At 62.9% G+C, this 23,675-nt stretch carries 21 protein-coding genes; 13 read left to right on the plus strand and 8 right to left on the minus strand.

What is annotated here, in order from left to right; genetic code table 11:
• Positions 1–59: 59 nt before the first annotated feature.
• The 5 genes from X750_RS156580 to X750_RS156555 all read right to left on the minus strand — a co-directional run bounded on the left by X750_RS156580 (position 60) and on the right by X750_RS156555 (position 6,570).
• On the minus strand, positions 60–1,025 hold the full coding sequence (locus X750_RS156580) for an ABC transporter permease (RefSeq protein ID WP_023683015.1): 966 nt from the start codon (positions 1,023–1,025) through the stop codon (positions 60–62).
• Between the two features lie 23 nt (positions 1,026–1,048).
• Complete coding sequence (locus X750_RS156575) at positions 1,049–2,572, minus strand: sugar ABC transporter ATP-binding protein (RefSeq protein WP_031242713.1); 1,524 nt, start codon at positions 2,570–2,572, stop codon at positions 1,049–1,051.
• A gap of 146 nt (positions 2,573–2,718) precedes the next feature.
• Positions 2,719–3,711, minus strand: coding sequence for an ABC transporter substrate-binding protein (locus tag X750_RS156570; protein ID WP_023669816.1), 993 nt, complete (start codon positions 3,709–3,711; stop codon positions 2,719–2,721).
• 302 nt (positions 3,712–4,013) lie between these two features.
• Positions 4,014–5,012 carry an aldo/keto reductase gene (locus X750_RS156560; protein ID WP_023735134.1) on the minus strand — a complete coding sequence of 333 codons (999 nt, stop codon included), beginning with the start codon at positions 5,010–5,012 and terminating at the stop codon, positions 4,014–4,016.
• 52 nt (positions 5,013–5,064) lie between these two features.
• Entirely contained in the window at positions 5,065–6,570 is a 1,506-nt protein-coding gene (locus X750_RS156555) for an altronate dehydratase family protein (RefSeq protein WP_023728563.1), read from the minus strand.
• A 257-nt stretch (positions 6,571–6,827) separates the two neighbouring features.
• Here X750_RS156555 and X750_RS156550 point away from each other — a divergent pair, with 257 nt between their 5' ends.
• The 5 genes from X750_RS156550 (at position 6,828) to X750_RS156530 (ending at position 11,176) form a co-directional block, all read left to right on the plus strand.
• A complete protein-coding gene (locus X750_RS156550; RefSeq protein ID WP_023747017.1) occupies positions 6,828–7,730 on the plus strand; it encodes a GntR family transcriptional regulator in 903 nt (300 codons plus the stop codon).
• 211 nt (positions 7,731–7,941) lie between these two features.
• Complete coding sequence (locus tag X750_RS156545; protein WP_023740810.1) at positions 7,942–8,298, plus strand: DUF2946 family protein; 357 nt, start codon at positions 7,942–7,944, stop codon at positions 8,296–8,298.
• A gap of 104 nt (positions 8,299–8,402) precedes the next feature.
• On the plus strand, positions 8,403–8,942 hold the full coding sequence (locus X750_RS156540) for a copper chaperone PCu(A)C (RefSeq protein ID WP_023747018.1): 540 nt from the start codon (positions 8,403–8,405) through the stop codon (positions 8,940–8,942).
• 36 nt (positions 8,943–8,978) lie between these two features.
• Positions 8,979–9,497 (plus strand): YcnI family protein, encoded by a 519-nt coding sequence (locus tag X750_RS156535; RefSeq protein ID WP_023747019.1) that lies wholly within the window; start codon positions 8,979–8,981, stop codon positions 9,495–9,497.
• A 53-nt stretch (positions 9,498–9,550) separates the two neighbouring features.
• Positions 9,551–11,176, plus strand: a complete 1,626-nt coding sequence (locus X750_RS156530) for a copper resistance CopC/CopD family protein (protein ID WP_023747020.1) — start codon at positions 9,551–9,553, stop codon at positions 11,174–11,176.
• Between the two features lie 25 nt (positions 11,177–11,201).
• On the opposite strand, the gene X750_RS156525 is transcribed toward X750_RS156530, so the two are convergent.
• Complete coding sequence (locus X750_RS156525; RefSeq protein WP_023747021.1) at positions 11,202–11,639, minus strand: VOC family protein; 438 nt, start codon at positions 11,637–11,639, stop codon at positions 11,202–11,204.
• 206 nt (positions 11,640–11,845) lie between these two features.
• On the opposite strand from X750_RS156525, the gene gndA reads away from it, so the two are divergent.
• Entirely contained in the window at positions 11,846–13,273 is a 1,428-nt protein-coding gene (gene gndA / locus X750_RS156520) for an NADP-dependent phosphogluconate dehydrogenase (protein WP_023747022.1), read from the plus strand.
• A gap of 33 nt (positions 13,274–13,306) precedes the next feature.
• Here gndA and X750_RS156515 read toward each other — a convergent pair whose 3' ends face one another.
• Positions 13,307–14,350, minus strand: coding sequence for a LacI family transcriptional regulator (locus X750_RS156515; protein WP_023747023.1), 1,044 nt, complete (start codon positions 14,348–14,350; stop codon positions 13,307–13,309).
• A 392-nt stretch (positions 14,351–14,742) separates the two neighbouring features.
• On the opposite strand from X750_RS156515, the gene X750_RS156505 reads away from it, so the two are divergent.
• From X750_RS156505 to mgrA, 7 genes are all read left to right on the plus strand, one after another.
• Positions 14,743–15,981 (plus strand): ABC transporter substrate-binding protein, encoded by a 1,239-nt coding sequence (locus tag X750_RS156505; protein WP_023683028.1) that lies wholly within the window; start codon positions 14,743–14,745, stop codon positions 15,979–15,981.
• Between the two features lie 81 nt (positions 15,982–16,062).
• On the plus strand, positions 16,063–16,956 hold the full coding sequence (locus X750_RS156500) for a sugar ABC transporter permease (protein WP_023669803.1): 894 nt from the start codon (positions 16,063–16,065) through the stop codon (positions 16,954–16,956).
• Positions 16,949–17,884 carry a carbohydrate ABC transporter permease gene (locus X750_RS156495; protein ID WP_023669802.1) on the plus strand — a complete coding sequence of 312 codons (936 nt, stop codon included), beginning with the start codon at positions 16,949–16,951 and terminating at the stop codon, positions 17,882–17,884. Before X750_RS156500 ends, X750_RS156495 begins: the two co-directional genes overlap by 8 nt.
• Positions 17,885–17,889: 5 nt before the next feature.
• Positions 17,890–18,990 (plus strand): ABC transporter ATP-binding protein, encoded by a 1,101-nt coding sequence (locus X750_RS156490; protein WP_023704231.1) that lies wholly within the window; start codon positions 17,890–17,892, stop codon positions 18,988–18,990.
• 118 nt (positions 18,991–19,108) lie between these two features.
• A complete protein-coding gene (locus X750_RS156485; RefSeq protein ID WP_023747025.1) occupies positions 19,109–19,855 on the plus strand; it encodes a sugar phosphate isomerase/epimerase in 747 nt (248 codons plus the stop codon).
• An 11-nt stretch (positions 19,856–19,866) separates the two neighbouring features.
• A complete protein-coding gene (locus tag X750_RS156480) occupies positions 19,867–21,009 on the plus strand; it encodes a Gfo/Idh/MocA family oxidoreductase (RefSeq protein WP_023747026.1) in 1,143 nt (380 codons plus the stop codon).
• 57 nt (positions 21,010–21,066) lie between these two features.
• Positions 21,067–22,113 carry an L-glyceraldehyde 3-phosphate reductase gene (gene mgrA / locus X750_RS156475; RefSeq protein ID WP_023683033.1) on the plus strand — a complete coding sequence of 349 codons (1,047 nt, stop codon included), beginning with the start codon at positions 21,067–21,069 and terminating at the stop codon, positions 22,111–22,113.
• An 80-nt stretch (positions 22,114–22,193) separates the two neighbouring features.
• Here the strand turns inward: mgrA and X750_RS156470 are convergent, their stop codons facing one another.
• A complete protein-coding gene (locus X750_RS156470) occupies positions 22,194–23,285 on the minus strand; it encodes a trypsin-like serine protease (protein ID WP_023747027.1) in 1,092 nt (363 codons plus the stop codon).
• Positions 23,286–23,675: the final 390 nt, after the last annotated feature.

Below are 23,675 nucleotides of genomic sequence, written 5' to 3' on the forward strand. Positions count from 1 at the left end.
AGTGTTCAAAAAGGCGCCGGTCCGTTGTTGAGCGGACCGACACGGAAGGTCAGGGAGAATTACTTGCCGCGACGGCGCAGCCCGTCGAAATAGACGATGATTATGATCAGCGCGCCGGTGATGATGCGCTGCCAGAACGAGTTGACGTTGAGCAGATTGGCGCCGTTGTTGATGGTGGCCAGGATGAAGGCGCCGAGCAGCGGGCCATGCACCGAGCCGACGGCGCCGAACAGCGAAGTGCCGCCGATCACCGATGAGGCGATCGCCTGCAACTCCCAACCTTCCGCCTGGGTAGGGTTGCCGATGCCGATGCGCGCCGCCAGCAGCACGCCGACGAAGGCCGCGCATAGGCCCGACAGCGTGTAGGCCATGTAGATGGTGCGCTGGACATTGACGCCCGAGAGGCGCGAGGCCTCGGCATTGGATCCCACGGAGAAGAGATAGCGGCCCCAGCGGCTGTGGTGCAGGAAGATGTAGGCCGGGATACCGACCAGGATCACCATCCAGAACAGATTGGGGATGCCGACAAAGGAACTGCGCGAGAACGCGGTGAAGCTGTCGCTGTTGATGTTGATCGAATTGCCGTTGGTCATCAACAGGCCGATGCCGCGCAACGAGGTCAGCGTCGCCAGCGTGATGATGAAGGGCGGCAGGCCCATCTTGACGATGCCGAAGCCATGGAACAGGCCGATGGCAACGCCGACCAGCAGCGTCACCAGAATGGCGACCCAGATCGGGAAGCCGGCATTGATCATCATGGCGACAATGACGGTGGCGAAGCCGACCACGGCGCCGACCGAGAGGTCGATGCCGCCGGTGATGATGACGAAGGTCTGGCCGACCGCCATAATGGCGATCATCGAGCCCTGCCGCAAAAGATTGGCGATGTTGTTGGAGGAGGCGAAGCTCGGCGTCGCCACCGACAGCACGATCCAGAGCAGAACCAGCAACGCCAGAAGCGTCAGCCCGAACAGGACGTTGTAGTTCCGTTTCGGTTTTTCGATCGCGACGGTTTCGATGCTCATGGTTCCTCCCGTTTCTTGTTTTGTCAGCCGATCGCCTGCGTCAGCACGTCTTCGTGGCTAGCGGCGCGAAAGCCATGGCTGGCGACCAGTTTGCCGCGCCGGAACACGTGCAGCGTATCGGCGAGCTCGTAAACCTCGGGCAGATAGGACGAGATCAGGATGATGCCGGCGCCCTTGGACAACAGTTCCCCGAACAGGCGGTAGATCTCGGCCTTGGTGCCGACATCGACGCCGACCGTAGGCTCGTCGAAGATGAACAGCTTAGCGCCGTGCGCCAGCCATTTGCCGATGACGATCTTCTGCTGGTTGCCGCCGGACAGGCTGGAGGCCAGTGCGCCGCGCGTCGGCGTCTTAATGCGGAGGCCGGCGATCTGGCGATCGGCCTCGGCCTTTTCCTTCGCACCGGAGATCAGCATGTTGCTGGAGATGCGCTTGTAGATCGGCAGGTTGAGGTTGAGGCCGACCGGCAGGTTCAGGCACAGACCCTGGTCGCGGCGGCTTTCCGGCGCCAGCGCCATGCCGAGCTTGATCGCGTCGTGCTCGGAATTGATGTGGACCGGCTTGCCTTGCCAAAGGACCTGTCCGGCCGACTTCTTGTGGCGGCCATAGAGCGTGGTGACGAACTCGCTCCGCCCGGCGCCGATCAGGCCATAGAGCCCGACGATCTCGCCGGCGCGCACCGACATCGAGACGTCTTCGAAGCCCTTGCCCGACAGGTTTCTGGTTTCGGCGATCACGGCACCGGGGGTGAAATGCTCCTTGTGGTAGACTTGCTCGATCGAGCGGTTGATCATCATCTTGACCAGCTCGGCGTCATTGGTCTCGGCAATGTTGCGGGTGCCGACCAGCGTGCCGTCGCGCAGCACCGAGACGCGATCGGCGAGCTCGAACACCTCTTCCATGCGATGGCTGATGTAGATGATGGTGACGCCTTCGCCCTTGAGCCTGCGGATCAGCGTGAACAGCTGGTCGGCTTCCTTGCGGGTGAGATAGGCGGTCGGCTCGTCGAAGATGAGGAATTTGGTGCCGCGCACGGTGGCGCGGGCGGCGGCGATCAGCTGCTGCTGGCCGATGGTGAGGTCACCCAGCATGACATGCGCCGGCAGGTCGAAGCCGAGACCGTCGATGATCTTCTGCGCTTCCTTGACCATGGCGCGCTGCTGCAGGATGCCGAAGCGCGAATTCTCCTCGCCGAGGAACATGTTGGCGGCGACGGTGAGATGGCGACAGAGCACGACCTCCTGATGCACGGCGTTGATGCCCAGCGCCATCGCCTCGTGCGGGGTTGCCAGCGCTGCCGGTTTGCCCTCCCAGATGACATCGCCGGAGGTGCGCGGCATGACGCCGGTCAGAAGCTTGATCAGGGTGGATTTGCCGGCGCCGTTCTCGCCGACGATGGCGTGGATCTCACCTGCCTTGAAGGCAAGGTGAACGGGCTTCAGCGCATGCGTGCCGGGATAGCGCTTTTCCAGCCCGTGCAGTTCGAGGATCGTCCTGCCGGGCGCTAGCGTTGGGGCCGGGTGCAGTTCCTGCGCCGTGGGCGTCATGACAATCCTCCCAGGTTGGCCTTACGGTTGGCACGTCGCGATGCAGTCAGCCACATCGCCGAGGTAATTCAAGCCGGTGGATATTCAAGCCGGTATCGAATGTTTCCGGGGCGCGAGGCCCCGGAAACGATTTTTGCCTGACGGGCTCAGAGCTTCGGGTTGAGCAGGGCGTCGATCTTGGGGTCTTTCATGTTTGCCTTGGTCACCAGGTTGGCGCCGGTGTCGACATTGGCCTCGACCTTCTCGCCCTTCGAGGCGGCGAGCGCGGTCTTGATGCCGTCATAGCCCATCCGGTACGGATCCTGGACGACGAGCGCGGAAATGACGCCGTCATTGAGGAACTTGATCAGCTTCTCATCGCTGTCGAAGCCGACCAGCGCCAGCTTGCCGCCAAGGTTGTTCTCGGCGACTGCCTGACCGACGCCCTGCGCCATGATCAGGTTGGACGCGAAGATGCCCTTGAGGTTCGGGTTGGCGGTGATCAGGTCGGTGGCGATGTTGAGACCGGTCGTTGCCTGGCCGTCGGCATATTTGTCGGCGACGAGCTTCAGCCCCGGATATTTCGCGGCCAGCTGCTCGGTGAAGCCCTGCTTGCGCTGCTCCAGCGAACCGGCGCCCGGCGCGTTGGTGATCAGGGCGACGTCGCCCTCGATCTTGCCGCCATTGGCTTCGCCGATGGCTGCTGCAAGACCGTCAGCGGCGACGCGTCCGCCCTGCACATTGTCGGTGGTCAGGAACGAGGTGAACGCCTTGGAGTCGGCGCCGGAGTCGATGCCGATGACCTTGACCTTGCTGGCCGCTTCATCGATCGGCTTGCCGAGCGCCTTGAATTCGGTCGGCGCGATGACGATCGCGGCCGGGTTGCCGGCGACGGCATTCTCGAGGATCGAGACCTGGCCGTTGACGTCGGTTTCAGCCTGGGCGCCGAGTTCGGGTACGTTGACGCCGAGATCCTTGCCGGCCTTGCGGGCGCCGGCCAGGACGATCTGCCAGTAGAAGGACGTGGTGTCCTTGACGATGATCGGAATGGTCACGTCCGCCGCCGAAGCCGGCGCCGTGTGCAGCGTGCCGGCAAGCATCGAGGCGGCAGCTAGTGCCATCAGTGAGCGGCGGTTGAGAATGCTGGTCACGAATTTCATTAGGAATCCTCCCTAGATCGCCCGGTGAAGGTTACGGAAGCTCCATTTGGATAGGCGCGGCCCAACAGAACTTTATCAATAAAAAACAGTTGCCGCTTTTTGATAGTGCATCGGTCCGGCCGACGCAAGCGGTGTTTCATATCGGCCTGCGCATGGCTTGGCGGGGAAACCTTCCTGCCGATCCTCAGTGCCACGCCCAGACGCTCCCGGGCCTCCTTGATCGTCATGGAATATTAATTCCACTGTCTAGTCAATATGGAATATTCATTCTTTCTTGAGAGCCGCGTGAACGTGGCGTTTCGTCAGCCGAGCTCCTGCACGATGGTGTAGGGTGCGTAGCGGGCGAATTCCGCTTGCGGCACCTGGACGTCGAACAGGTCGAGGTTGCGCGTCAGGTTGGCGGGCTTGGCCGTTCCGGTCAGCACGCTGGCCACGACAGGCTCCTGAAGCGGAAACTGCAATGCAGCCGCCGCCAGCGGATATCCGCCCTCATCAGCGATTTTCTCCATCGCGCCGACACGCTCGAGTATGTCCTGCGTCGCCGGCAGATAGTCGAAATGCGCACCGTGCACCGGTCCGGTCGCCAGGATGCCCGAGTTGAAGACGCCGCCGATGATCAGCGAAGTCTGTCGCTCACGACACAGCGGCAGCAACTCGGCTTCAGCCGAGCGGTCGAGCAGCGAATAGCGGCTGGCCAGCAGGATGCAGTCGAGCGGTGCTTCGCGCAGCACGTCGAGGCAGATCTGCACCTCGTTGACGCCGAGCCCATAGGCGGAAATTACACCCGACGTTTTAAGCTCGTCCAGCGCCTTCAAGCCGCCGTCCATCAGCTGGCGAAAGTGCAGCTTCGTCTTCTCGACGCCATGTGTGTAGGTGCCGATGTCGTGCACAAACAGGATGTCTATCCGGTTCAGCCCGAGCCGCGCATAGGAGAACTCGACCGAGCGCATGATGCCGTCATAGGAGTAGTCGTAGTCGAGCGCGAAAGGCAGCGGGTCGACATAGGAATGATCGGGAACCTGGTCTTCCGGCACCGGGCGGAACAGGCGGCCGACCTTGGTCGACAGCACATAGGAATCCCGCGGCTTGTAGCGCAGGAAGTCGCCGGTCCGCCGCTCCGACAGGCCGAAGCCATAGAAGGGCGCGGTGTCGAAATAGCGCAGGCCGGCATCCCAGGCTGTCTGCAGCGTCTCCATCGCCGCTTCGCGCGGACAGGCCCGGTAGAGCCCGCCGATCGCCGCCCCGCCGAAGCTTATCTCAGTGACCTCGAGCGCAGTCGTGCCGATGCGGCGTTTGTCCATCCACAGCCTCCCCTTGTGAGCCGTCTTTGCAGCCCGCTTTTTTCGTCGGTGGTTAGAGCGTCGCGCCGAGGTGCCACGGCACGAACTCGTTGTCGCCGTAGCCGAACGCCTCGCTCTTGGTCTTGCGGCCCGATGCCGTCTCGACGATGAGTTCGAAGAGTTCCCGGCCCATGCCGGCGATGGTCTTCTCACCCGAAGCGATGACGCCGCAATTGACGTCCATGTCCTCTTCCATCTGGTGGTACATGGTCGAGTTGGTGGCGACCTTGATCGACGGCGTGGGCCGGCAGCCGAAGCAGGAGCCGCGGCCGGTGGTGAAGACGATGATGTTGGCGCCGCCCGCCACCTGACCGGTCGCCGAGACCGGGTCGTAACCGGGCGTGTCCATGAACACCAGGCCACTGCCGGTGACCTTTTCGGCATAACCGAAGACGCCGTTGAGCGGAGTCTGGCCGCCTTTGGCCACGGCGCCCAGCGACTTTTCCAGGATGGTGGTCAGGCCACCGCGCTTGTTGCCGGGCGAGGGGTTGTTGTCGATCGAGGCGCCGTGCTTGGCGACATGGTCCTCCCACCATTTGACGAAACCGTCGAGCTTCTTGGCGATCTCCGGCGTTGCCGCGCGATAGGCGAGCAGATGTTCGGCGCCATAGATCTCCGTCGTCTCCGACAGGATGCCGATGCCGCCGACGCCGGCCAGGATGTCGACCGCCGCTCCCAGCGCGGGATTGGCGGTGATGCCCGACATGCCGTCGGAACCGCCGCATTGCAGGCCGACGACGATCTCCGAGACCGGGATCGGCTCGCGCTGATACTGGCCGACTTCCTCGGCGATTTCGGCGAGCACGCCCATCGCCTTTGCGACCGATTTGCGCGAACCGCCGGCGTCCTGGATGTTGAAATGGCGTTTTCCCGCCGCCGCACCCTTCTGGCCGTAAAGGGTGAGCTGGTTGACCTCGCAGCCGAGGCCGACCATCAACGCGCCGCCGAAATTCGGATGGCGGGTGTAACCGGCGAGCGTGCGGTGTAGCACCATCATGCCGTCGCCGGTGCCGCTCATGCCGCAGCCCTGGCCATGGACGATCGGGACGAAGCCGTCGATCCCCGGATATTTCGGCAACAGCACGCGGTTGGCCTCGTCGGCAATGGCGTGGCAGACGGTGGCCGAGCAATTGACGCTGGCGATGATGCCGATGAAGTTGCGCGTGCCGGCGCGGCCATCGGCGCGACGATAGCCCATGAATGTCCGGGCGCGGTCAGCTTCGGTGGCATGCTCCGCTTCGCTCGGCGGCACGACCGGCAGACGGCCGGACTCGAAGACCAGATTGTGCGAATGGACGTGGTCGCCGGGCGCGATGTCCTGGGTGGCGCGGCCGATGGCCTGGGCATACTTGACCACCGCCTCGCCGGCGGCGATAGGCTTGATCGCCACCTTGTGGCCGGGCTCGATCAAGGCCGTGGCGACGGCGCCGCCGGGCAGAGGGGTGCCGATCTCGATGCGGCCATTGGCGACCGCGACATTGTCGGCGGGGGACAGAAGAATGCTGTTCGAGGCGTTCACGGGCAGTTTCCTGGGTCTGTTCCTGGGGATGCGCGGATTGACACGCGTCTGTTTACATATAATGTCTTTTATCGTGAAAAAACATTTGTGCGTCAATTGTTTTTTCAGGAGGAGACCATGCGTCCGATGGACGCTTGGCTTGTGGGGAGCGGCGTCTGACACGCAGAGCGTTTTGCTTTGCCGGGTCAGCGCCAGGACATATGTGATATCGCGCTTCAAGCCAGCCACAGCAAGCGCCGGCGCGCAACGGGGCAGGGATGTCGAAGAGCAACAACGTCTACAAGGACGCTTACAACAGGGGTCTGCGGCTGCTCGATGAGACGCAGAGCCTGCCGTCGGAGCCGGAGCTGGGCACTTTGCTTGGCGTCAGCCGTACCACCGTGCGCACCATTCTGGCGCGCATGGAAGAGACCGGGCTGATCGCGTGGAACAAACGCAGCAAGACAGTGCTCAGGACGCCGAAGCAGGATGATTTCTTCCCCGAGGAGGAGACAGACACACTGGCCCAGATCATCGAGCGGTCGTTTATGCGCAGGTTGCTGGCCGGCGGTGCAGAGGCCGGCATGCAGATCAACGAGCTCGAACTGGCGCGCGAGATCGGCGTCGGCACCACCAGCGTGCGAGAGTTCCTCATCCGCTTCTCCCGCTTCGGCCTGATCGAGAAGCGGCGCAACAGCCACTGGGTGCTGAAAGGATTTACGCGAGCCTTCGCGCTCGAACTCACTGAAATCCGCGAGATGTTCGAGATACGCTCGGCGGCGGCCTTTGCCGCCTTGCCTGGGGATAGTCCGGTCTGGGCGGATCTCGACCGGCTGGAAGACGAGCACCGGCTTCTGGCCAGCGAAATCGCCATCCGCTTCAACGAATTCTCTGAGCTAGACGAGCGCTTCCACCGGCTGATCCACCGGGCGTCGCACAACCGCTTCATCGTCGATTTCTACGACGTCATCGCCATGATCTTTCACTACCACTACCAGTGGAACAAGGCGCAAGAGCGCGAGCGCAACGAAGTCGCGGTGAGCGAGCATCTCGCCTACATCGCGGCGCTGAAATCGCGCGATCTCGGCAAGGTCGACGCCGCCTGCCGCAAGCATCTGAAGTCGGCACGCCACACGCTGTTGACGTCGATTCCGGAAATCGGCGGCCGCCCGGCTTCCTGAGCGCGACGTCCGAAGGGACCTTATGCGCACAAGATCTCTGCCTCATGCCGTTATCCCAAACCGCTGCGCACTTTTGTGCGACATGGATCGAACGCGCCGCGTTGCCGCAGCGATGATTTGGCGATTTTCCGCCGACATGCCGCGTGCTAGATATCCACGCGTTGCTGCGTGAAGAGGCAGGTCTTTGGACTTCCGGCGTAAGAGATTGAGCATGACGGCCGCGTTTGTCGCGACCTGTGTGCTGCTGCTCCAGTCGACGCTCGGCGTGTTTGCCTTCGGCATTGCGCCGGATGCCTCGCGACTCGACGCTTTCGGCAATGTCATCTGCAGCCATGAGGGAGCGGTCAAGCTTCCCGGCGGCGATCCGCACCAGCAGCATATGCCGGCGTGCTGCATGCTCGGCTGCAGCATGGCCTCCGTCGCCTATGCGCCGCCGGCAGGCGTCGGCCTGGCGCCGGTCAGCCAGTCCTTGGAAACAGTCGCTTTTGCCCCGCCGGCAGTCAGGTATCCCGACGTCACGCGCGAGCGCTCTCCGGCCAATCCGCGCGCGCCGCCGCTTGCGGGCTGAAAACCGCCGCTCGCTTTGCGTAACCTGCGCAGGCGATAATCATCCAATGACAAACACGTTCGCAGCCCGACAACGGCGCGACCTTATATTCATGGAGCCTACCCATGTTCCGTTTTCTTCGTGCCGGCGCGTTGCACCGCAGCACCCGTTTATTCAGCACTATCGAGCAGCGTCTCGGCAGCGCCCTGTTCGCCTTTGCACTGTTGTTCGTCGGCTCCCATTCCGTCCTTGCGCATGAATTCAAGGCCGGTGACATCGAGATCGAGCATCCCTGGTCGCGCGCCACGCCGGCCGGCGCCAAGGTTGCCGGCGGCTATTTCACCATCGTCAACAAGGGCAGCGCGCCGGACCGGCTGCTGTCGATTGCCTCCGATATTTCGGGCAAGGCCGAACTGCATGAAATGGGAGTCAAAGACGGCGTCATGACCATGCGCCCGGTCAGTGGCGGCCTGGACATTCCGGCGGGCGGCAAGATCACGCTGGGTCCCGGCGCCTACCACGTGATGTTCATGGATTTGAAGCAGCCGCCTAAAGAAGGCCAGATGTTTGCCGCCACGCTGACTTTCGAGAAGGCCGGAGCGGTGACCGTCGAGTTCGCGGTGCAAGCCATAGGCAGCGCACCGCCAGAGGAAGACAACGACTGACCAATATTGCCAACCGTTTTTCGAGAGGGACCCATCATGAACAAGCATCATTTGCCGGCCGCTGCATTCCTCGTCCTGGGGACAAGTGCCGCCTTCGCCCATATCACGCTCGAAACACAGGAGGTTGCGGTCGGTTCGACCTACAAGGCCGTGCTGCGCGTGCCGCATGGCTGCGAAGGCAAGGCGACGATTGCCGTGCGCGTGCAGATCCCGGAAGGGGTGATCGGGGTGAAGCCGATGCCCAAGCCCGGCTGGACGCTGCAGGTCAAGAAAGGCAAGTACGAGAAATCCTACCAGCTCTATGGCGAGGCGGTGACCTCGGGCGTCAAGGAAGTCGACTGGAGCGGCGGCAGCCTGCCGGATGAATTTTATGACGAGTTCGTCTTCCGCGGCACGTTGGCCGCCGATCTGCCGGCCGGGCAAAAACTCTATTTTCCGGTGGTGCAGGAATGCGATGGCGCCACCACGCGTTGGATAGAGATTCCGGCGGCTGGTCAGGAGGAGGATGCGCTGGAAGATCCGGCGCCCGGCCTCAACCTGCTGCCGAAGAAATGATGCATTGGCGGCGCGCTGCTTCGAAGCGGCGCGCCACTGTTTTGGTGGATGGCATGAACGTGGCCTGTTTTCAGCGGATAGAACGGACAGCCGGCAGGTGCTTCGGCCTGCTGGCCGCGATCCTGCTGCTTGCCGTCCTTGCCACGCCAAACCAGGCCTTTGCCCATGCGGCGCTGATCAAGGCCGAGCCTGCCGACGGCGCGGTTCTGGAGCGAGCGCCGACGCAATTTTCGCTGACCTTCAGCGAGCCTGTGTCGCCGCTGGTGCTGACCTTGGTGCGGCCCGACGGTACGCCTGTCGCTTTGACCTCGTTTCGGTTGAGCGACCAAACGGTTGAGATCGACAATCCACAAAGGCTCGGGCCGGGCACCCATGTCTTGAGCTGGCGGGTGATTTCCGCCGATGGCCATCCGGTCGGCGGCTCGGTGCTGTTTTCCGTTGGCGCGCCAAGTGCGGCGCCGGCGGTGGGGGAAGCTGTCGATATAGATTTGCGGTCAGCGATCTGGACCGGCAAGGTTCTTCTCTACATCGGGCTTTTCCTCGGCATTGGCGGAGCCTTCGCGCTGACATGGCTGGCGCAAGGCCAGCGCTCAGGCCAGCGCTTCGTCATTGCCGCCATCCTGTGCGGGCTGGTCGCAGCACCCCTGTCGCTCGGGTTCCAGGGGCTGGACGCGCTGGGCGCGCCACTCGCCCGGCTGGCGCAACCGGTGGTCTGGCGGACGGCGCTTGGCACCAGCTTCGGCTGGACGGTGCTGATTTCGCTGGCGGCGCTCGGGCTTGGCCTGCTGTCGTTGGTCGGATCGCGTGCTGGCGCCAGGCCGTTGGCGCTCGCCGGGCTGGCCGGTGTGGGTGCAGCCCTTGCCGCCAGCGGCCATGCCAGTGCAGCCGAACCGCAATGGCTGACGCGGCCTATGGTGTTCCTGCATGGCGCCGGCATCGCTTTCTGGGCTGGAGCGTTGCTGCCGCTCGGCCTGGCGTTGAGCAGCCAATCGGTGGAAGCCGGGGCGTTCCTGCGGCGGTTTTCGCGCGCGATCATGCCCGTGGTGGTAGTGCTTGCCGCCGCCGGTGTGGTGCTCGCCATCATCCAGGTGCAGACACCGGCGGCACTGGTCAACACCGCCTATGGCCGGCTGCTGCTGATCAAGCTGGCGCTGCTGGTGTTTCTGTTCACGCTGGCGGCGGTCAATCGATGGCGGCTCACCGCCTTGGCCGAGGCCGGAGCGACGGAAGTGCGGCGACGGCTTAGCCGCTCGATCTCAGTCGAAATGCTGATCGTGCTCCTGATCTTCGGCGTTGCCGCCGGCTGGCGCTTCACGCCGCCGCCACGGGCCCTGGCAATCGCCGCGGCACAACCGACGTCGACCCATATCCACACTATGAAGGCGATGGCCGACATCGACATCACGCCCGGCCATACCGGGGAGGTCACCGCCTCCATCGTCATCATGGATGGCGATTTCGGCCCGCTCGACGCCAAGGAAGTGACGCTGGTGCTGTCCAAGCCCGATTCGGGGATCGAGCCGATCAAGCGTCCGGCGACCAAGCCAGGCGACGGCACCTGGCGCGTCGATAATCTCGTCATTCCGATTCCAGGCCGCTGGACGGCGCGGCTCGATATTCTGGTTTCGGATTTCGAAGTGGTAAAGATCGAAGCGCCGATCGATATCCGCGCCGAGTGATATTCAGCCCGCCTGCGAAGGGCGCTCAGCCGAGTTCCTGGGCTAACCCGATGAGATGCCCTTCCGGCCCGCGGATGTAGCAGAGCCGATACACCTCCTGGTAACGGACGACTTCACCGACCAGCTGCGCGCCACGCTTGCGGAGCCTTTCCAGCGTGTCGTCGATGTCGTCCACGGTAAACATGACGCGCAGGTAGCCCAGGGCGTTGACCGGGGCGTTGCGGTGATCGGCGACGACAGTCGGCGTGAGGAAGCGGGAGAGCTCGAGCCGGCTATGGCCATCCGGTGAGCGCATCATGGCAATCTCGACGTGCTGATCGCCGAGCCCGGTGACACGTCCGGCCCACTCGCCTTCGATCGTCGCCCGCCCTTCCAGTTCGAGGCCGAGCTCGCAAAAGAAAGCAATCGTCTCGTCGAGGTCCTCGACGACGATTCCGACATTGTCCATCCGTTTGACTGCCATATGTCCAACCTATCGCCATATGTTCGATCGGCAAGGCGTCGCCTGGTCACCAACTGACCCTTCCTGACTCGGTCTGACACAACGCAGACGCAACACAATTCGGCGAGGCGGTTGACGTGGCGCGAAAGGCCCGTCAATCATCTCGCCGAAAAGTGGGCATCCCGAAAAACGCGGCCTCAACAAAATCCGAAAGCAGGGAAGAAACGATGGAAAAAGCCGAAATAGGCCTGATCGGCCTTGGCACAATGGGCTCCAACCTCGCGCTCAACATTGCCGAGCACGGGCACCGCATCGCCGTCTTCAACCGCACCAAGGCGCGCACCGATGCCTTCCTCGAAGGCGCCGGTTCGCTCAGGGACATGGTGGTGCCCTGCTACAGCCTGGAGGAACTGGCAGCTGCGATCAAGCCGCCACGCCCGGTCATCATCATGGTGCTGGCCGGCAAGCCGGTCGACGAACAGATCGAAGCGCTGCGCGGCGTGTTGTCTGACAACGATATCGTCATCGATGCCGGCAACGCCAATTTCCGCGATACGATGCGGCGCTTTTCGGAACTGTCGGGCTCAGGTCTCACCTTCATCGGCATGGGCGTATCCGGCGGCGAGGAAGGCGCGCGCCATGGACCGTCGATCATGGTCGGCGGCACCGAAGACTCCTGGAAGCGCGTCGAACGCGTGCTGACCGCGATCTCGGCCAAGTTCAAGGATGAACCGTGTGCTGCCTGGCTCGGCACAGACGGCGCCGGGCATTTCGTGAAAACCATCCACAACGGCATCGAATATGCCGACATGCAGATGATCGCCGAGATCTACGGTATCCTGCGTGACGGTCTCGGCATGGGGCCGAAGGAGATCGGCAAGGTCTTCGAGGGCTGGAACAAGGGCCGGCTCGATTCGTATCTGATCGAGATCACCGCCAAGGTGCTGGCCGCTGACGATGCAAAGACCGGCAAGCCGGTGGTCGACATCATCCTCGACCGTGCCGGCCAGAAGGGCACCGGCAAATGGTCTGTCATCGAGGCGCAGCAGCTCGGCATTCCGGCGACGGCCATCGAGGCGGCGGTGGCGGCCCGCGTGCTGTCCTCGATCAAGGATGAGCGGCAGGCGGCCGAAAAAGCCTATGGCAATATCGGCGTCATCAAGATCTCCGGCGACAAGGCGGCACTTCTGAAAGACCTGGAGCTGGCGCTGCTCGCCGGCAAGATCGCCGCCTATGCACAAGGTTTCGCGGTGATGAGCGCCGCCTCGAAGGAGTTCAACTGGAACTTGCCGATGCCGACCATCGCCAAGATCTGGCGTGCCGGCTGTATCATCCGCTCGCAGATGCTCGACACCATGGCGGAAGCCTTCGGCTCGGGCGGCGCGTCCACCAACCTTTTGATGGCGCCGGCTTTCACCACCATGATGCAGGAGGCGCATCCGTCGCTCCGGCGCATCGTCGCAAGAGCGTCGGAGGCCGGTTCGCCCGTGCCGGCGCTGGCGTCGGCGCTTGCCTATTTCGACAGCTACCGCCAGGGCCGCGGCACCTCGAACCTGATCCAGGCGCAGCGCGATTTCTTCGGCGCGCATGGTTTCGAGCGCATCGGCGAGCAGGGGGCTTTCCATGGCCCATGGGGCAGCGGCGCTGCCGGCTAGGGTCAGGTGAGGCGGCCTCTCAGGTCGTGCCAGTCAGCCCTGATACGCGACGACGTCGCCTGGCTTGACCACAGTCTGCAAAGAGCCAGGTGCCGCGCCGCCTATCCAGCCCAGCACGGCGCGGGCAAGCTCGGTGCCGGCGAGGCGGAAGTCTTCGTTGACGATCAGCAACTCCCGGCGGAACAGATGCAGCAGTTCCGACGATTGCTTGGACACGACATCGACGTCGCGGCCGAGTTTCAGGCCGGCATCCTCGATGCCGGCGACGATGGCCAGCGTTGCTGCGGCGGCGCTGCTGACGAAACCGTCCGGCCTGACGTCGCGGCGCATCAACTGCGCGGTCCGCGTCCTGATCTGATCGATCGACTGGTCGATCGAAACAGCGTTGAACGGCACTTCGCTGGCGTTGACCTCGCTCAGTGCGTCGGCAAAGCCATTGACCGTGTGGTCGTAATAGGTGAGCCCGACCGGCGGCGCTACCAGCGCCAGCCGGCGCCGGCCGACGCTGGCCAGATGGCGCACCGCTTCGGCGGCGAAGGCGTAATTGTCGAAGTCGTGATAGGGGTGGACAAGCCCCATATCGGTGCGGCCATGCGTGGCAAAGGGTATGCCACGCTCCAGCATGTAGCGGGCGCGCGGATCGTTGGGCTGCGTGCGTGAGATGATGACGCCATCGGCCGAGCCGGACTCGACCAGATACTTTACCGGGTCCAGCGGATCCTGCGAGCGCGAGTAGGGCGTGACGATCAGGTGATAGGGCGTGTCGGCAATGACCTCCGAGACGCCGTAGATGATGTCCGAGACAAAGCTCATGATCTCGCGCTCGGTATTGAGCACGAGGCTGATAACATTGGTCTTGCCAGTCCGCAGGCGCACGCCGGCGCGGTTCGGCCGGTAGCCGATCTGCCTGGCGACGAGTTGAACCCGCCGCCTGGTCTCGGCGCCGATCTCGGGTGCATCCTTGAGTGCGCGCGAGACGGTGGTGACGCCGAGCCCGGTCATGAAGGCAAGCGTTTTCAGCGTCGGCCGCTCATGCGCCGACGCCTCGTCGTCCTTCTCCGTCTGGTCCCTGTCCATTCGTCCCGCCCCGTCAGGCGCATAGCAGCCGCCGGACCAGCCGACAATCGCTTCGATGACGATGTGGCACGGTTCTTCGCCGTCAGGCCTCAATATACTGAAACGTTGCAGATTTCCAACATCGCAGCGCGTGGGTCTCTCAAGCCATGGTTTTGGCAGGGTTTTGGCGGCCAGAAACGTTGCGCGAGAATCAGGTTCGAGACGGTTTTCTTGCGCTGCAGCATGATTTTGCAGCGCAGCACCCGGTTTTGCGCGGAGTTTGCCGGTTTGCACGCAACGAATTTGTTCGCGCCTCGAAAAAACATTCGAGCGCGTTTATCTCAGGGGTTGCACGCTCCGCATAATTGCCGTATCGAAAATCTGTAACGTTTCAGATTCTGGGAGGAACCGAAATGCGCTATAGACTTTTGACCGCTGCCCTTGCCGCGACGGCCGCGCTTCAGCTTGCCGGCCCGGCGGCCGCCACCGACCTGGAAGTGACCCATTGGTGGACGTCGGGCGGCGAGGCGGCGGCGGTTGCGGAATTCGCGAAGGCTTTTGACGCGACCGGCAATCACTGGGTCGACGGCGCCATTGCCGGATCCGGCGGCACGGCACGGCCGATCATGATCAGCCGCATCACCGGCGGCGATCCGATGGGCGCCACCCAGTTCAATCACGGCCGGCAGGCCGAAGAACTGGTGCAGGCCGGCCTGATGCGCGACCTCACCGATGTCGCCACCAAGGGCAAGTGGACGGAAATCGTGCGGCCGAAGAGCCTGCTCGACAGTTGCACCATAGACGGCAAGATCTACTGCGTGCCGGTCAATATCCACTCCTGGCAGTGGTTGTGGCTGTCGAACGAAGCCTTCGAGAAGGCCGGCGTGCCGCTGCCGAAGGACTGGAATGAATTCGTGGCGGCAGCGCCCGCCCTGGAAAAGGCGGGCATCATCCCGCTCGCTGTCGGCGGACAGGCCTGGCAATCTTCCGGCGCCTTCGACGTGCTGCTGGCGGCGGTCGGCGGCACCGACGCGTTCCTTAAGGTCTACAAGGACAAGGATGCCAAGTTCGCCGCCGGGCCCGAGATCGCCAAGGTCTTCAAGGCCGCCGACGATGCCCGCAAGATGGCGAAGAACACCAATGTGCAGGACTGGAACCAGGCAACCAATCTCGTCATCACCGGCAAGGCCGGCGGCCAGATCATGGGTGACTGGGCGCAAGGCGAGTTCCAGGTTGCCGGCAAGGTCGCCGGCAAGGACTATGCCTGCCTGCCGGGCCTCGGTCTGAACGAAGTGATCGCCACCGGCGGCGACGCCTTCTATTTCCCGCTGCTCAAGGATGCCGACAAGTCCAAGGCGCAGGAGGTGTTGGCAGAGACGCTGCTCGACCCTAAGACTCAGGTCGCCTTCAATCTCAAGAAGGGCTCGCTGCCGGTGCGCGGTGACGTCGATCTCAATGCGGCGAACGACTGCATGAAGAAGGGTCTGGCGATCCTCGCCAAGGGCGCCGTCATCCCGTGGACTGACCAACTGCTTTCGCAGGACACCCAGAAGCAGAAGGAAGATCTCTTCGCCGAATTCTTCGCCAAGCCGGACCTGACCATCGAAGACGCGCAGAAACGCTTCGCCGACCTCATCGCTTCGGCAGACTGACGTTGGAGGCAATACACCTCGCTCCCGGTCTTGCGAAAGCAGGGCCGGGATAGCACCGCCCTTACCCAGCCGGCTGACGAGATGAGCAAGAGCGAACGCCCCAACCCGCTGTTCCGCAACCTCAATGCGAAGGTCGCCTCGATCCCGATGATCCTCACCGCGTCGGTGGTTTTCGTCGGCGGCACCGTCTGGACGGTGTTCTATTCCTTCACCAATTCGAAGCTGCTGCCACGGCTGAATTTCGCCGGGCTCGATCAGTATTACCGGCTGTGGGCGACGCCGCGCTGGCTGATCTCGATCGAGAACCTTTTGATCTACGGCGCGATCTCGCTGGTGTTCTCACTGGTCATCGGCTTCCTGCTTGCAGCGCTTCTCGACCAGAAGATCCGTTTCGAGGACACGTTCCGCACCATCTTCCTCTATCCGTTCGCGCTTTCCTTCATCGTCACCGGCCTGGTCTGGCAGTGGCTGCTCAATCCGGATTTCGGCATCCAGCATGTGGTGCGGGACCTCGGCTGGACGAGCTTCAACTTCGACCCGCTATACAATTCCAGCATCGTCATCTACGGCATTTCGATTGCGGCGCTGTGGCAAGGCACCGGGCTCATCATGTGCTTGATGCTGGCCGGCCTGCGCGGCATCGACGAGGACATCTGGAAGGCGGCGCGGGTAGACGGGATCCCGATGTGGAAGACCTATCTGTTCATCGTCATCCCGATGATGCGGCCGGTTTTCATCACCACGCTGGTCATCATCGCGTCGGGCATCGTCAAGGTCTACGACCTCGTTGTCGCCCAGACCAGCGGCGGCCCCGGAATCGCCTCCGAAGTGCCGGCCAAATATGTCTATGACTACATGTTCTTCGCACAGAATCTTGGCCAGGGCTTTGCCGCCTCGACCATGATGCTGCTCTCGGTGGTGATCGTCGTCGTGCCGTGGGCCTACCTTGAATTTGGAGGCAGGAAGCGTGGCTGACCCGGCCGTCCCTTTGCCCGCCAGCGCGGGTGCCGCCGAGCGCGAAGCCTCCGGGCCGCGCGGGCCGAAGCCGCGGCATGTCTTCTCGCGCCGCAATATCTTCCTCTATGGCACGCTGATCGTGGTGGCGGTCTACTATCTGCTGCCGCTCTACGTGATGGTCGTAACCTCGCTCAAGGGCATGCCCGAGATACGGATGGGCAATATCTTCTCGCCGCCGCTCGAAATCACGTTCGAACCGTGGGTGAAGGCGTGGGCGACCGCCTGCACCGGCCTCAATTGCGACGGGCTTTCGCGCGGCTTCTGGAATTCGGTGCGCATCACCGTGCCGTCGGTGCTGCTGTCGATCGCGATCGCCTCGGTGAACGGCTATGCGCTCGCCAACTGGCGCTTCAAGGGCGCCGACACATTCTTCGTCATCCTGATCGTCGGCGCCTTCATCCCCTATCAGGTGATGATCTATCCGATCGTCATCATCCTGCGCGAGATCGGCCTCTACGGCAGCCTCAGCGGCCTGGTGATCGTCCATTCCATCTTCGGCATGCCGATCCTCACGCTTTTGTTCCGCAACTATTTTGCCTCGATGCCGGAAGAGCTGTTCAGGGCGGCACGGGTCGACGGCGCCGGCTTCTGGGGCATCTTCCTGCGGATCATGGCGCCGATGTCGCTGCCGATCTTCGTCGTCGCCATCATCCTGCAGGTGACCGGCATCTGGAACGACTTCCTGTTCGGCGTCGTCTACACCCGCCCCGACACCTATCCGATGACGGTGCAGCTCAACAACATCGTCAATTCGGTGCAAGGCGTGAAGGAGTACAACGTCAACATGGCCGCCACCATCCTGACCGGCCTTGTGCCACTCATCGTCTACTTCATTTCCGGCAAGCTTTTCGTGCGCGGCATCGCCGCCGGTGCGGTGAAAGGGTGATGGCGATGACGGCAGCCAACGGCACCAGCGTTTCGATCCAGGACCTGTCCCTGAACTTCGGCTCTGTATCGGTGCTGCAGACCCTCAATCTCGAGGTCGCAGAGGGCGAGTTCATCGTGCTGCTCGGTCCCTCGGGCTGCGGCAAGTCGACCTTGCTCAACTGCATCGCCGGGCTGCTCGATATTTCCGAAGGCCGCATCTTCATCAAGGGCAAGAACGTCACCTGGGAAGAGCCCAAGGATCGCGGCATCGGCATGGTGTTCCAGTCCTATGCGCTTTATCCGCAAATGACGGTGGAGAAGAACCTGTCGTTCGGCCTGCGCGTTGCCGGCGTGCCCAGGGACGAGATCGCCAAGCGCATCGCCCGCGCCGCCGAGATCCTGCAGATCGAGCCGCTTTTGCAGCGCAAGCCCGCGGCCTTGTCCGGCGGCCAACGCCAGCGCGTGGCGATCGGGCGGGCGCTGGTGCGCGACGTCGACGTCTTCCTGTTCGACGAGCCACTATCCAATCTCGACGCCAAGCTGCGCTCGGAACTGCGCGTCGAAATCAAGCTTCTGCATCGCAAGCTGCAGAACACCATGATCTACGTCACCCACGACCAGATCGAGGCGATGACGCTGGCCGACCGTATCGCGGTCATGCGCGGCGGCGTCATCCAGCAGCTTGACGCGCCGCAGACGATCTATAACCGGCCGGTCAACCGGTTTGTCGCCGGCTTCCTCGGCTCGCCGGCGATGAATTTCCTCGAAGGGGAGCTGGAGGCCAATGCTGCTCCAGTGTTCAGGACCGACGGTGTTTCGGTGCCGCTCGATCGCTATACCTTTGACGGCACGGAGCGCCCGGCCGGCGCTTGCGTGCTGGGCATCCGGCCTGAACATATCGCTTTCGGTGACGCGGCGAAGTCGATGCCGTTTTCCGCCGGCGGTTCGGTCGAGATCGTGGAGCCGATGGGTTCCGACACGCTGGTGTGGACGAAGCTTGCCGGCCGCAACCTCTCCTTCCGCGTCGAGGCGGAACGGACGCTGCGCAGCGGCGATCCGATCCAGTTCGGTTTCGATCCGGCGCGCGCCTCGCTGTTCGACGCTGCGACCGGCAATCGCCTGTGACCCTCTAGAATCATCCGCAAACCATCCTCCCAAGAACGATCCCCCTAAAACGATCTCGCGAAAACGATCCCCCGAAAACATCCCCAAGCCTTAACCACCCAAGAAACGGACAGAGACGATGAACTGGTCATTCCAACTCTACAGCGCCCGCAATTTCCAGCCGTGGGACGGCATCCTGAAAATGCTTGGTAAGCTCGGCTACAAGGAAGTCGAAGGTTTCGGCGGCGTCTATGACGACCCCAAGGCGTTCCGCGCCGAACTCGACAAGAACGGGCTTTCGATGCCGACCGGACATTTCTCGATCGATGCGCTGGAGAATGATTTCGACGGCGTACGCAAAACAGCCGACGCACTCGGCATCACGCTCGTCATCTGTCCCTATCTGCTGGCCGAGCAGCGGCCGGCCGACGCTGCCGGCTGGCGCGGCTTTGGCGAGCGTCTGGCCAAGGTCGGCGAGACCGCAAAAAAAGCCGGCTACGGCTTTGCCTGGCACAACCATGATTTCGAGTTCAAGACACTCGCCGACGGCTCGGTGCCGCAGGATCACATCCTGTCGGCTGCGCCCGACATCGGCTGGGAGATGGACGTCGCCTGGGTAATCCGCGGCGGCGTTGATCCGCTGCCGTGGATCGAAAAGCACGGCAAGCGCATCAGCGCCGTCCATATCAAGGACATGGCCAAGTCAGGCGAAGGCCTTGACGAGGACGGCTGGGCGGATGTCGGCCACGGCACCATCGACTGGGCCGACCTGATCAAGACACTTCGGGCGAAGAGCGCGGCCAAATATTACGTCATGGAACAGGACAACCCCAACGACATCGAGCGCTTCGCCAGCCGCTCGCTCGCATCCGTCAAGGCTTACTAGGAACAATCATCATGGCAAAGAAACTGGGTATCGGCGTCATCGGCTGCGGCAACATCTCGAAAGCGTATTTCTCGCTGGCGCCTCTGTTTCGCGGCATCGAGATGCGCGCCTGTGCCGACATCAACATGGACGCGGCCAAGGCACGGGCGAAGGAGTTCAAGCTGCGCGCCGAGACCGTCGAAGAACTGCTCAAGGATGACGAGATCGACATCGTCGTCAACCTCACCATCCCGGCGGTGCACTACGGGGTGTCGAAGCAGATCCTCGATGCCGGCAAGCACGTCTATTCGGAAAAGCCGTTCGTGCTGTCGGTCAAGGAAGGCCTCGACCTCAAGAGCCGGGCCGAGAAGAAAGGGCTGCGCATCGGTTCGGCTCCGGACACTTTCCTCGGCGGCGCGCACCAGCTGGTGCGCAACCTCATCGACACCGGCGCGCTCGGCAAGATCACCAGCGGCACCTGTCATGTGATGGGCCACGGCATGGAGCACTGGCACCCCAATCCCGATTTCTTCTTCCAGCCGGGCGCCGGGCCGGTGCTCGACATCGGGCCTTACTATATCACCAACCTGATCCAGCTGATCGGGCCGGTGAAGCAGGTGGCGGCCTTCGCGACGACGCCTGCCAAGGAACGCACGATCTCGTCGAAACCGCGCGCGGGCGAAAAAATCCCGGTCAACACGCCGACGACGATCCACGGCCTGCTGGAGTTCGAGAACGGCGCCGTGGTCACGCTCAACACCAGCTGGGACGTCTGGGCGCATGGTCATGCGCCGATGGAACTCTATGGCGAAACGGGCACGGTGTTTGTGCCGGATCCGAATTTCTTCGGTGGCGACGTGCGCATAACCGAGGCGGCAAAACCGGTGAAGAAACTGCCGAAATGGCAGCATCCGTTCGGCGTGCCCAACGAAATGCACGGCCAGGGCATGATGGCCAACTACCGCACAGCAGGCCTTGCCGACATGGCGCTGGCGATCGCCGAGGGCCGGCCGCATCGTTGCTCGATGGAGCTCGCGCTGCATGCCGTCGATGTCATGACCGGCCTGTTGCGGTCGGGCGAGACCGGCAAGTTCGTCGCCATGCAGACCAGCTGCGAGCGGCCAGCTGCACTCGGCGTCAAGGACGCAAAAGGACTGTTGGCGAAGCAGAAATGAGGTAGAAGGGTGTCGGCGCGCTCGCGCCGACACCCATACAATCCAGGATCTGTACCCATGCGCTGGCAGCCGGCTGAACACCGCTATGAGAAAATGCTTTACAACAGATGTGGGCGATCCGGCCTGAAACTGCCGGCGATCTCGCTCGGCCTGTGGCACAATTTCGGCAACGACACGCCGCACAAGACCAAGCAGGCGATCGCGCGCAAGGCCTTCGATCTCGGCATCACCCATTTCGATCTCGCCAACAATTACGGTCCGCCGCCGGGCTCGGCCGAGATCGCCTTCGGCGAGATATTGCGCACCGACTTCGCCAGCTATCGCGATGAGCTGATCATCTCGACCAAGGCCGGCTATGAGATGTGGGCAGGGCCTTACGGCGAATGGGGCAGCCGCAAATATGTGCTGGCGAGCCTCGACCAGAGCCTGAAGCGGATGGGGCTCGACTATGTCGACATCTTCTATTCGCACCGCTTCGATCCGGATACGCCGCTTGAGGAAACGATGGGCGCGCTCGACCATGCGGTGCGTTCCGGCAAGGCGCTCTATGCCGGCATCTCGTCCTACAATTCGCAGCGCACGCGCGAGGCGGCCGACATATTGAAGCAGCTCGGTACGCCCTGCATCATCCATCAGCCGAGCTATTCGATGCTCAACCGCTGGGTCGAAGAGGACGGACTGCTCGATACGCTGGAAGGGCTCGGTGTCGGATCGATCGTGTTCTCGCCGCTGGCGCAAGGCATGCTGACCGACAAATATCTCGGCGGCATTCCCGAGGGTAGCCGCGCCAGCCAAGGCAAGTCGCTGCGGCCCGCCTTCATCAACGAAAAGACCATCGCTAACATCCAGGCGCTGAACGCGATCGCCGGCAAGCGTGGCCAGACGCTGGCGCAGATGGCGCTGGCCTGGGTGCTGCGCAAGGGCCGGGTCACCTCGGCGCTGATCGGCGCCAGCCGGCCCGAACAGGTCGAGGACTGCGTCGGCGCGCTCAAGGTGCTCGAGTTCAGCGATGCCGAGCTCGCCGAAATCGACACTTACGCACGCGAGTCCGACATCAATCTGTGGGCGGCGTCGGCCGAGCGCAAAGGCCCGCCGCGGAAGTAAGCGGAACAGCCGGCACCGGACATGAATCAAAACGGCGGGAAAGATCCCGCCGTTTTGCGTTTATCAAGCTTCGGGCCCGTTCAGGGCTTCTTGGCCGTGCCGAGACCGGCCTTGGGCGCCGCCGCGGCTGCCGGAGCCGGGGTCTTCATCTTGGCTTCGATCCAACCCGTATAGTTGGCCAATCGCGTGTAGATGCCATAGGCATTCTTGTGGCCGCAAGCGGCGGTGCCGTCGGACGGACCTTCGCCCCAGGAGACGACGCCGACCTGGACCGGACCGTTGGCGCCGGTCATGAACAGCGGACCGCCGCTGTCGCCGTTGCAGGCGTCGCGTTCGCCGCTGTCGGTGCCGGCGCAGATCATGTTCTTGGTCAGCGGATCCGACATATCGGCGGCGATCGCATTGGCGGCGGCATCGATGCCCTTTTCCGAATAACGCATCCGATGCGAGAGATCGCCAAGTGCCGCCTTCAGGTCATGCGCATAGATCGACTTGATGCCGCTGTTGCAGGCAGCGCTCGGCTCGAGATCGAGATCGGCCACCATCAGCGCGGTCGGGAAGGTGCCGTCCTGCATCTTGCCCCAGCCGATGACCGTGGTCTTGCCGCTGTCTGGCGTCGGCTCATTGGTGATCTTGATGACCGGCGCATCGGCGGGCTCCGCCAGCCGGAGCAGGCCGAGATCATTGTCCAGCGTCTGTTCGCTGTAGCCCTCGTTGACGATGACCTCGACCACCTTGTAGCGCTTGCCTTCGGTAAGATCGGTGGCGCCGGTCAGCACGGTCACCGTGTCGGGCGAAATCGGCCGGCCCTTGTCGTTGAGGCAGTGCGCCGCCGTCAGCACCCATTGCGGCGCGATCAGGCTGCCGCCGCAGAATTGCGCGTTCGGCTGCGAGGCCGGGCTGGGGTCCAGCCGGGCGCTGGTCAGCAGCGCCACCTGGAACGGATAGGCCCCTTTGTCGGCTTCCTTGCCGCCATAGACGCGGTCGGCCCCGTCGGGATTCTCGGCCTTGGCCTTGTCCCGGGATTCGGCGACGCGCTGCATCGGCGAGACCGCCGCTTCCGGCCTGACGGCGTCGTCGGCTGCATAGAGCGCGTTGACGGCGGGGAAAGCGGCCGCGATGCCCAGCAGCGATGCAGCGGCAAGCGGCCTGAACCGATGGATAATGTTCACCTTGAAACCCTCCTGAGATGAAAAATGCCGAGCCATGCCGCCATGACGCATAACCAACAGAAGCGGTACCGGTACCTCGATCGCCTTCTGCCAGAACGAACGACATCCGCGCGGTCATAAAACCGAAATACGACTTTTGCTAATCGTGCCCCATCGGGCAGAGCCCACCCAAACCCTATAGCCCCCCACGGGCTACGTGGAAGCGATTTGTCATTGCCAATGTTGGATTATTTTAGGCAGTATATCGACGCGGGTGCGTTTGGCGGAGGGCTTTAACGAGGCCGCCCGGACCGATGATCCGATACGGGCGGGTAACCAAACTAATTTTTTAACTCCACCACGATCTCGACAATATTTCTGTATTTTGCTCCACTCCTTGCTGACTTTTGG

This window comes from Mesorhizobium sp. LNJC391B00 (genome assembly GCF_000502535.1).
Taxonomy (GTDB): Bacteria; Pseudomonadota; Alphaproteobacteria; order Rhizobiales; family Rhizobiaceae; genus Mesorhizobium.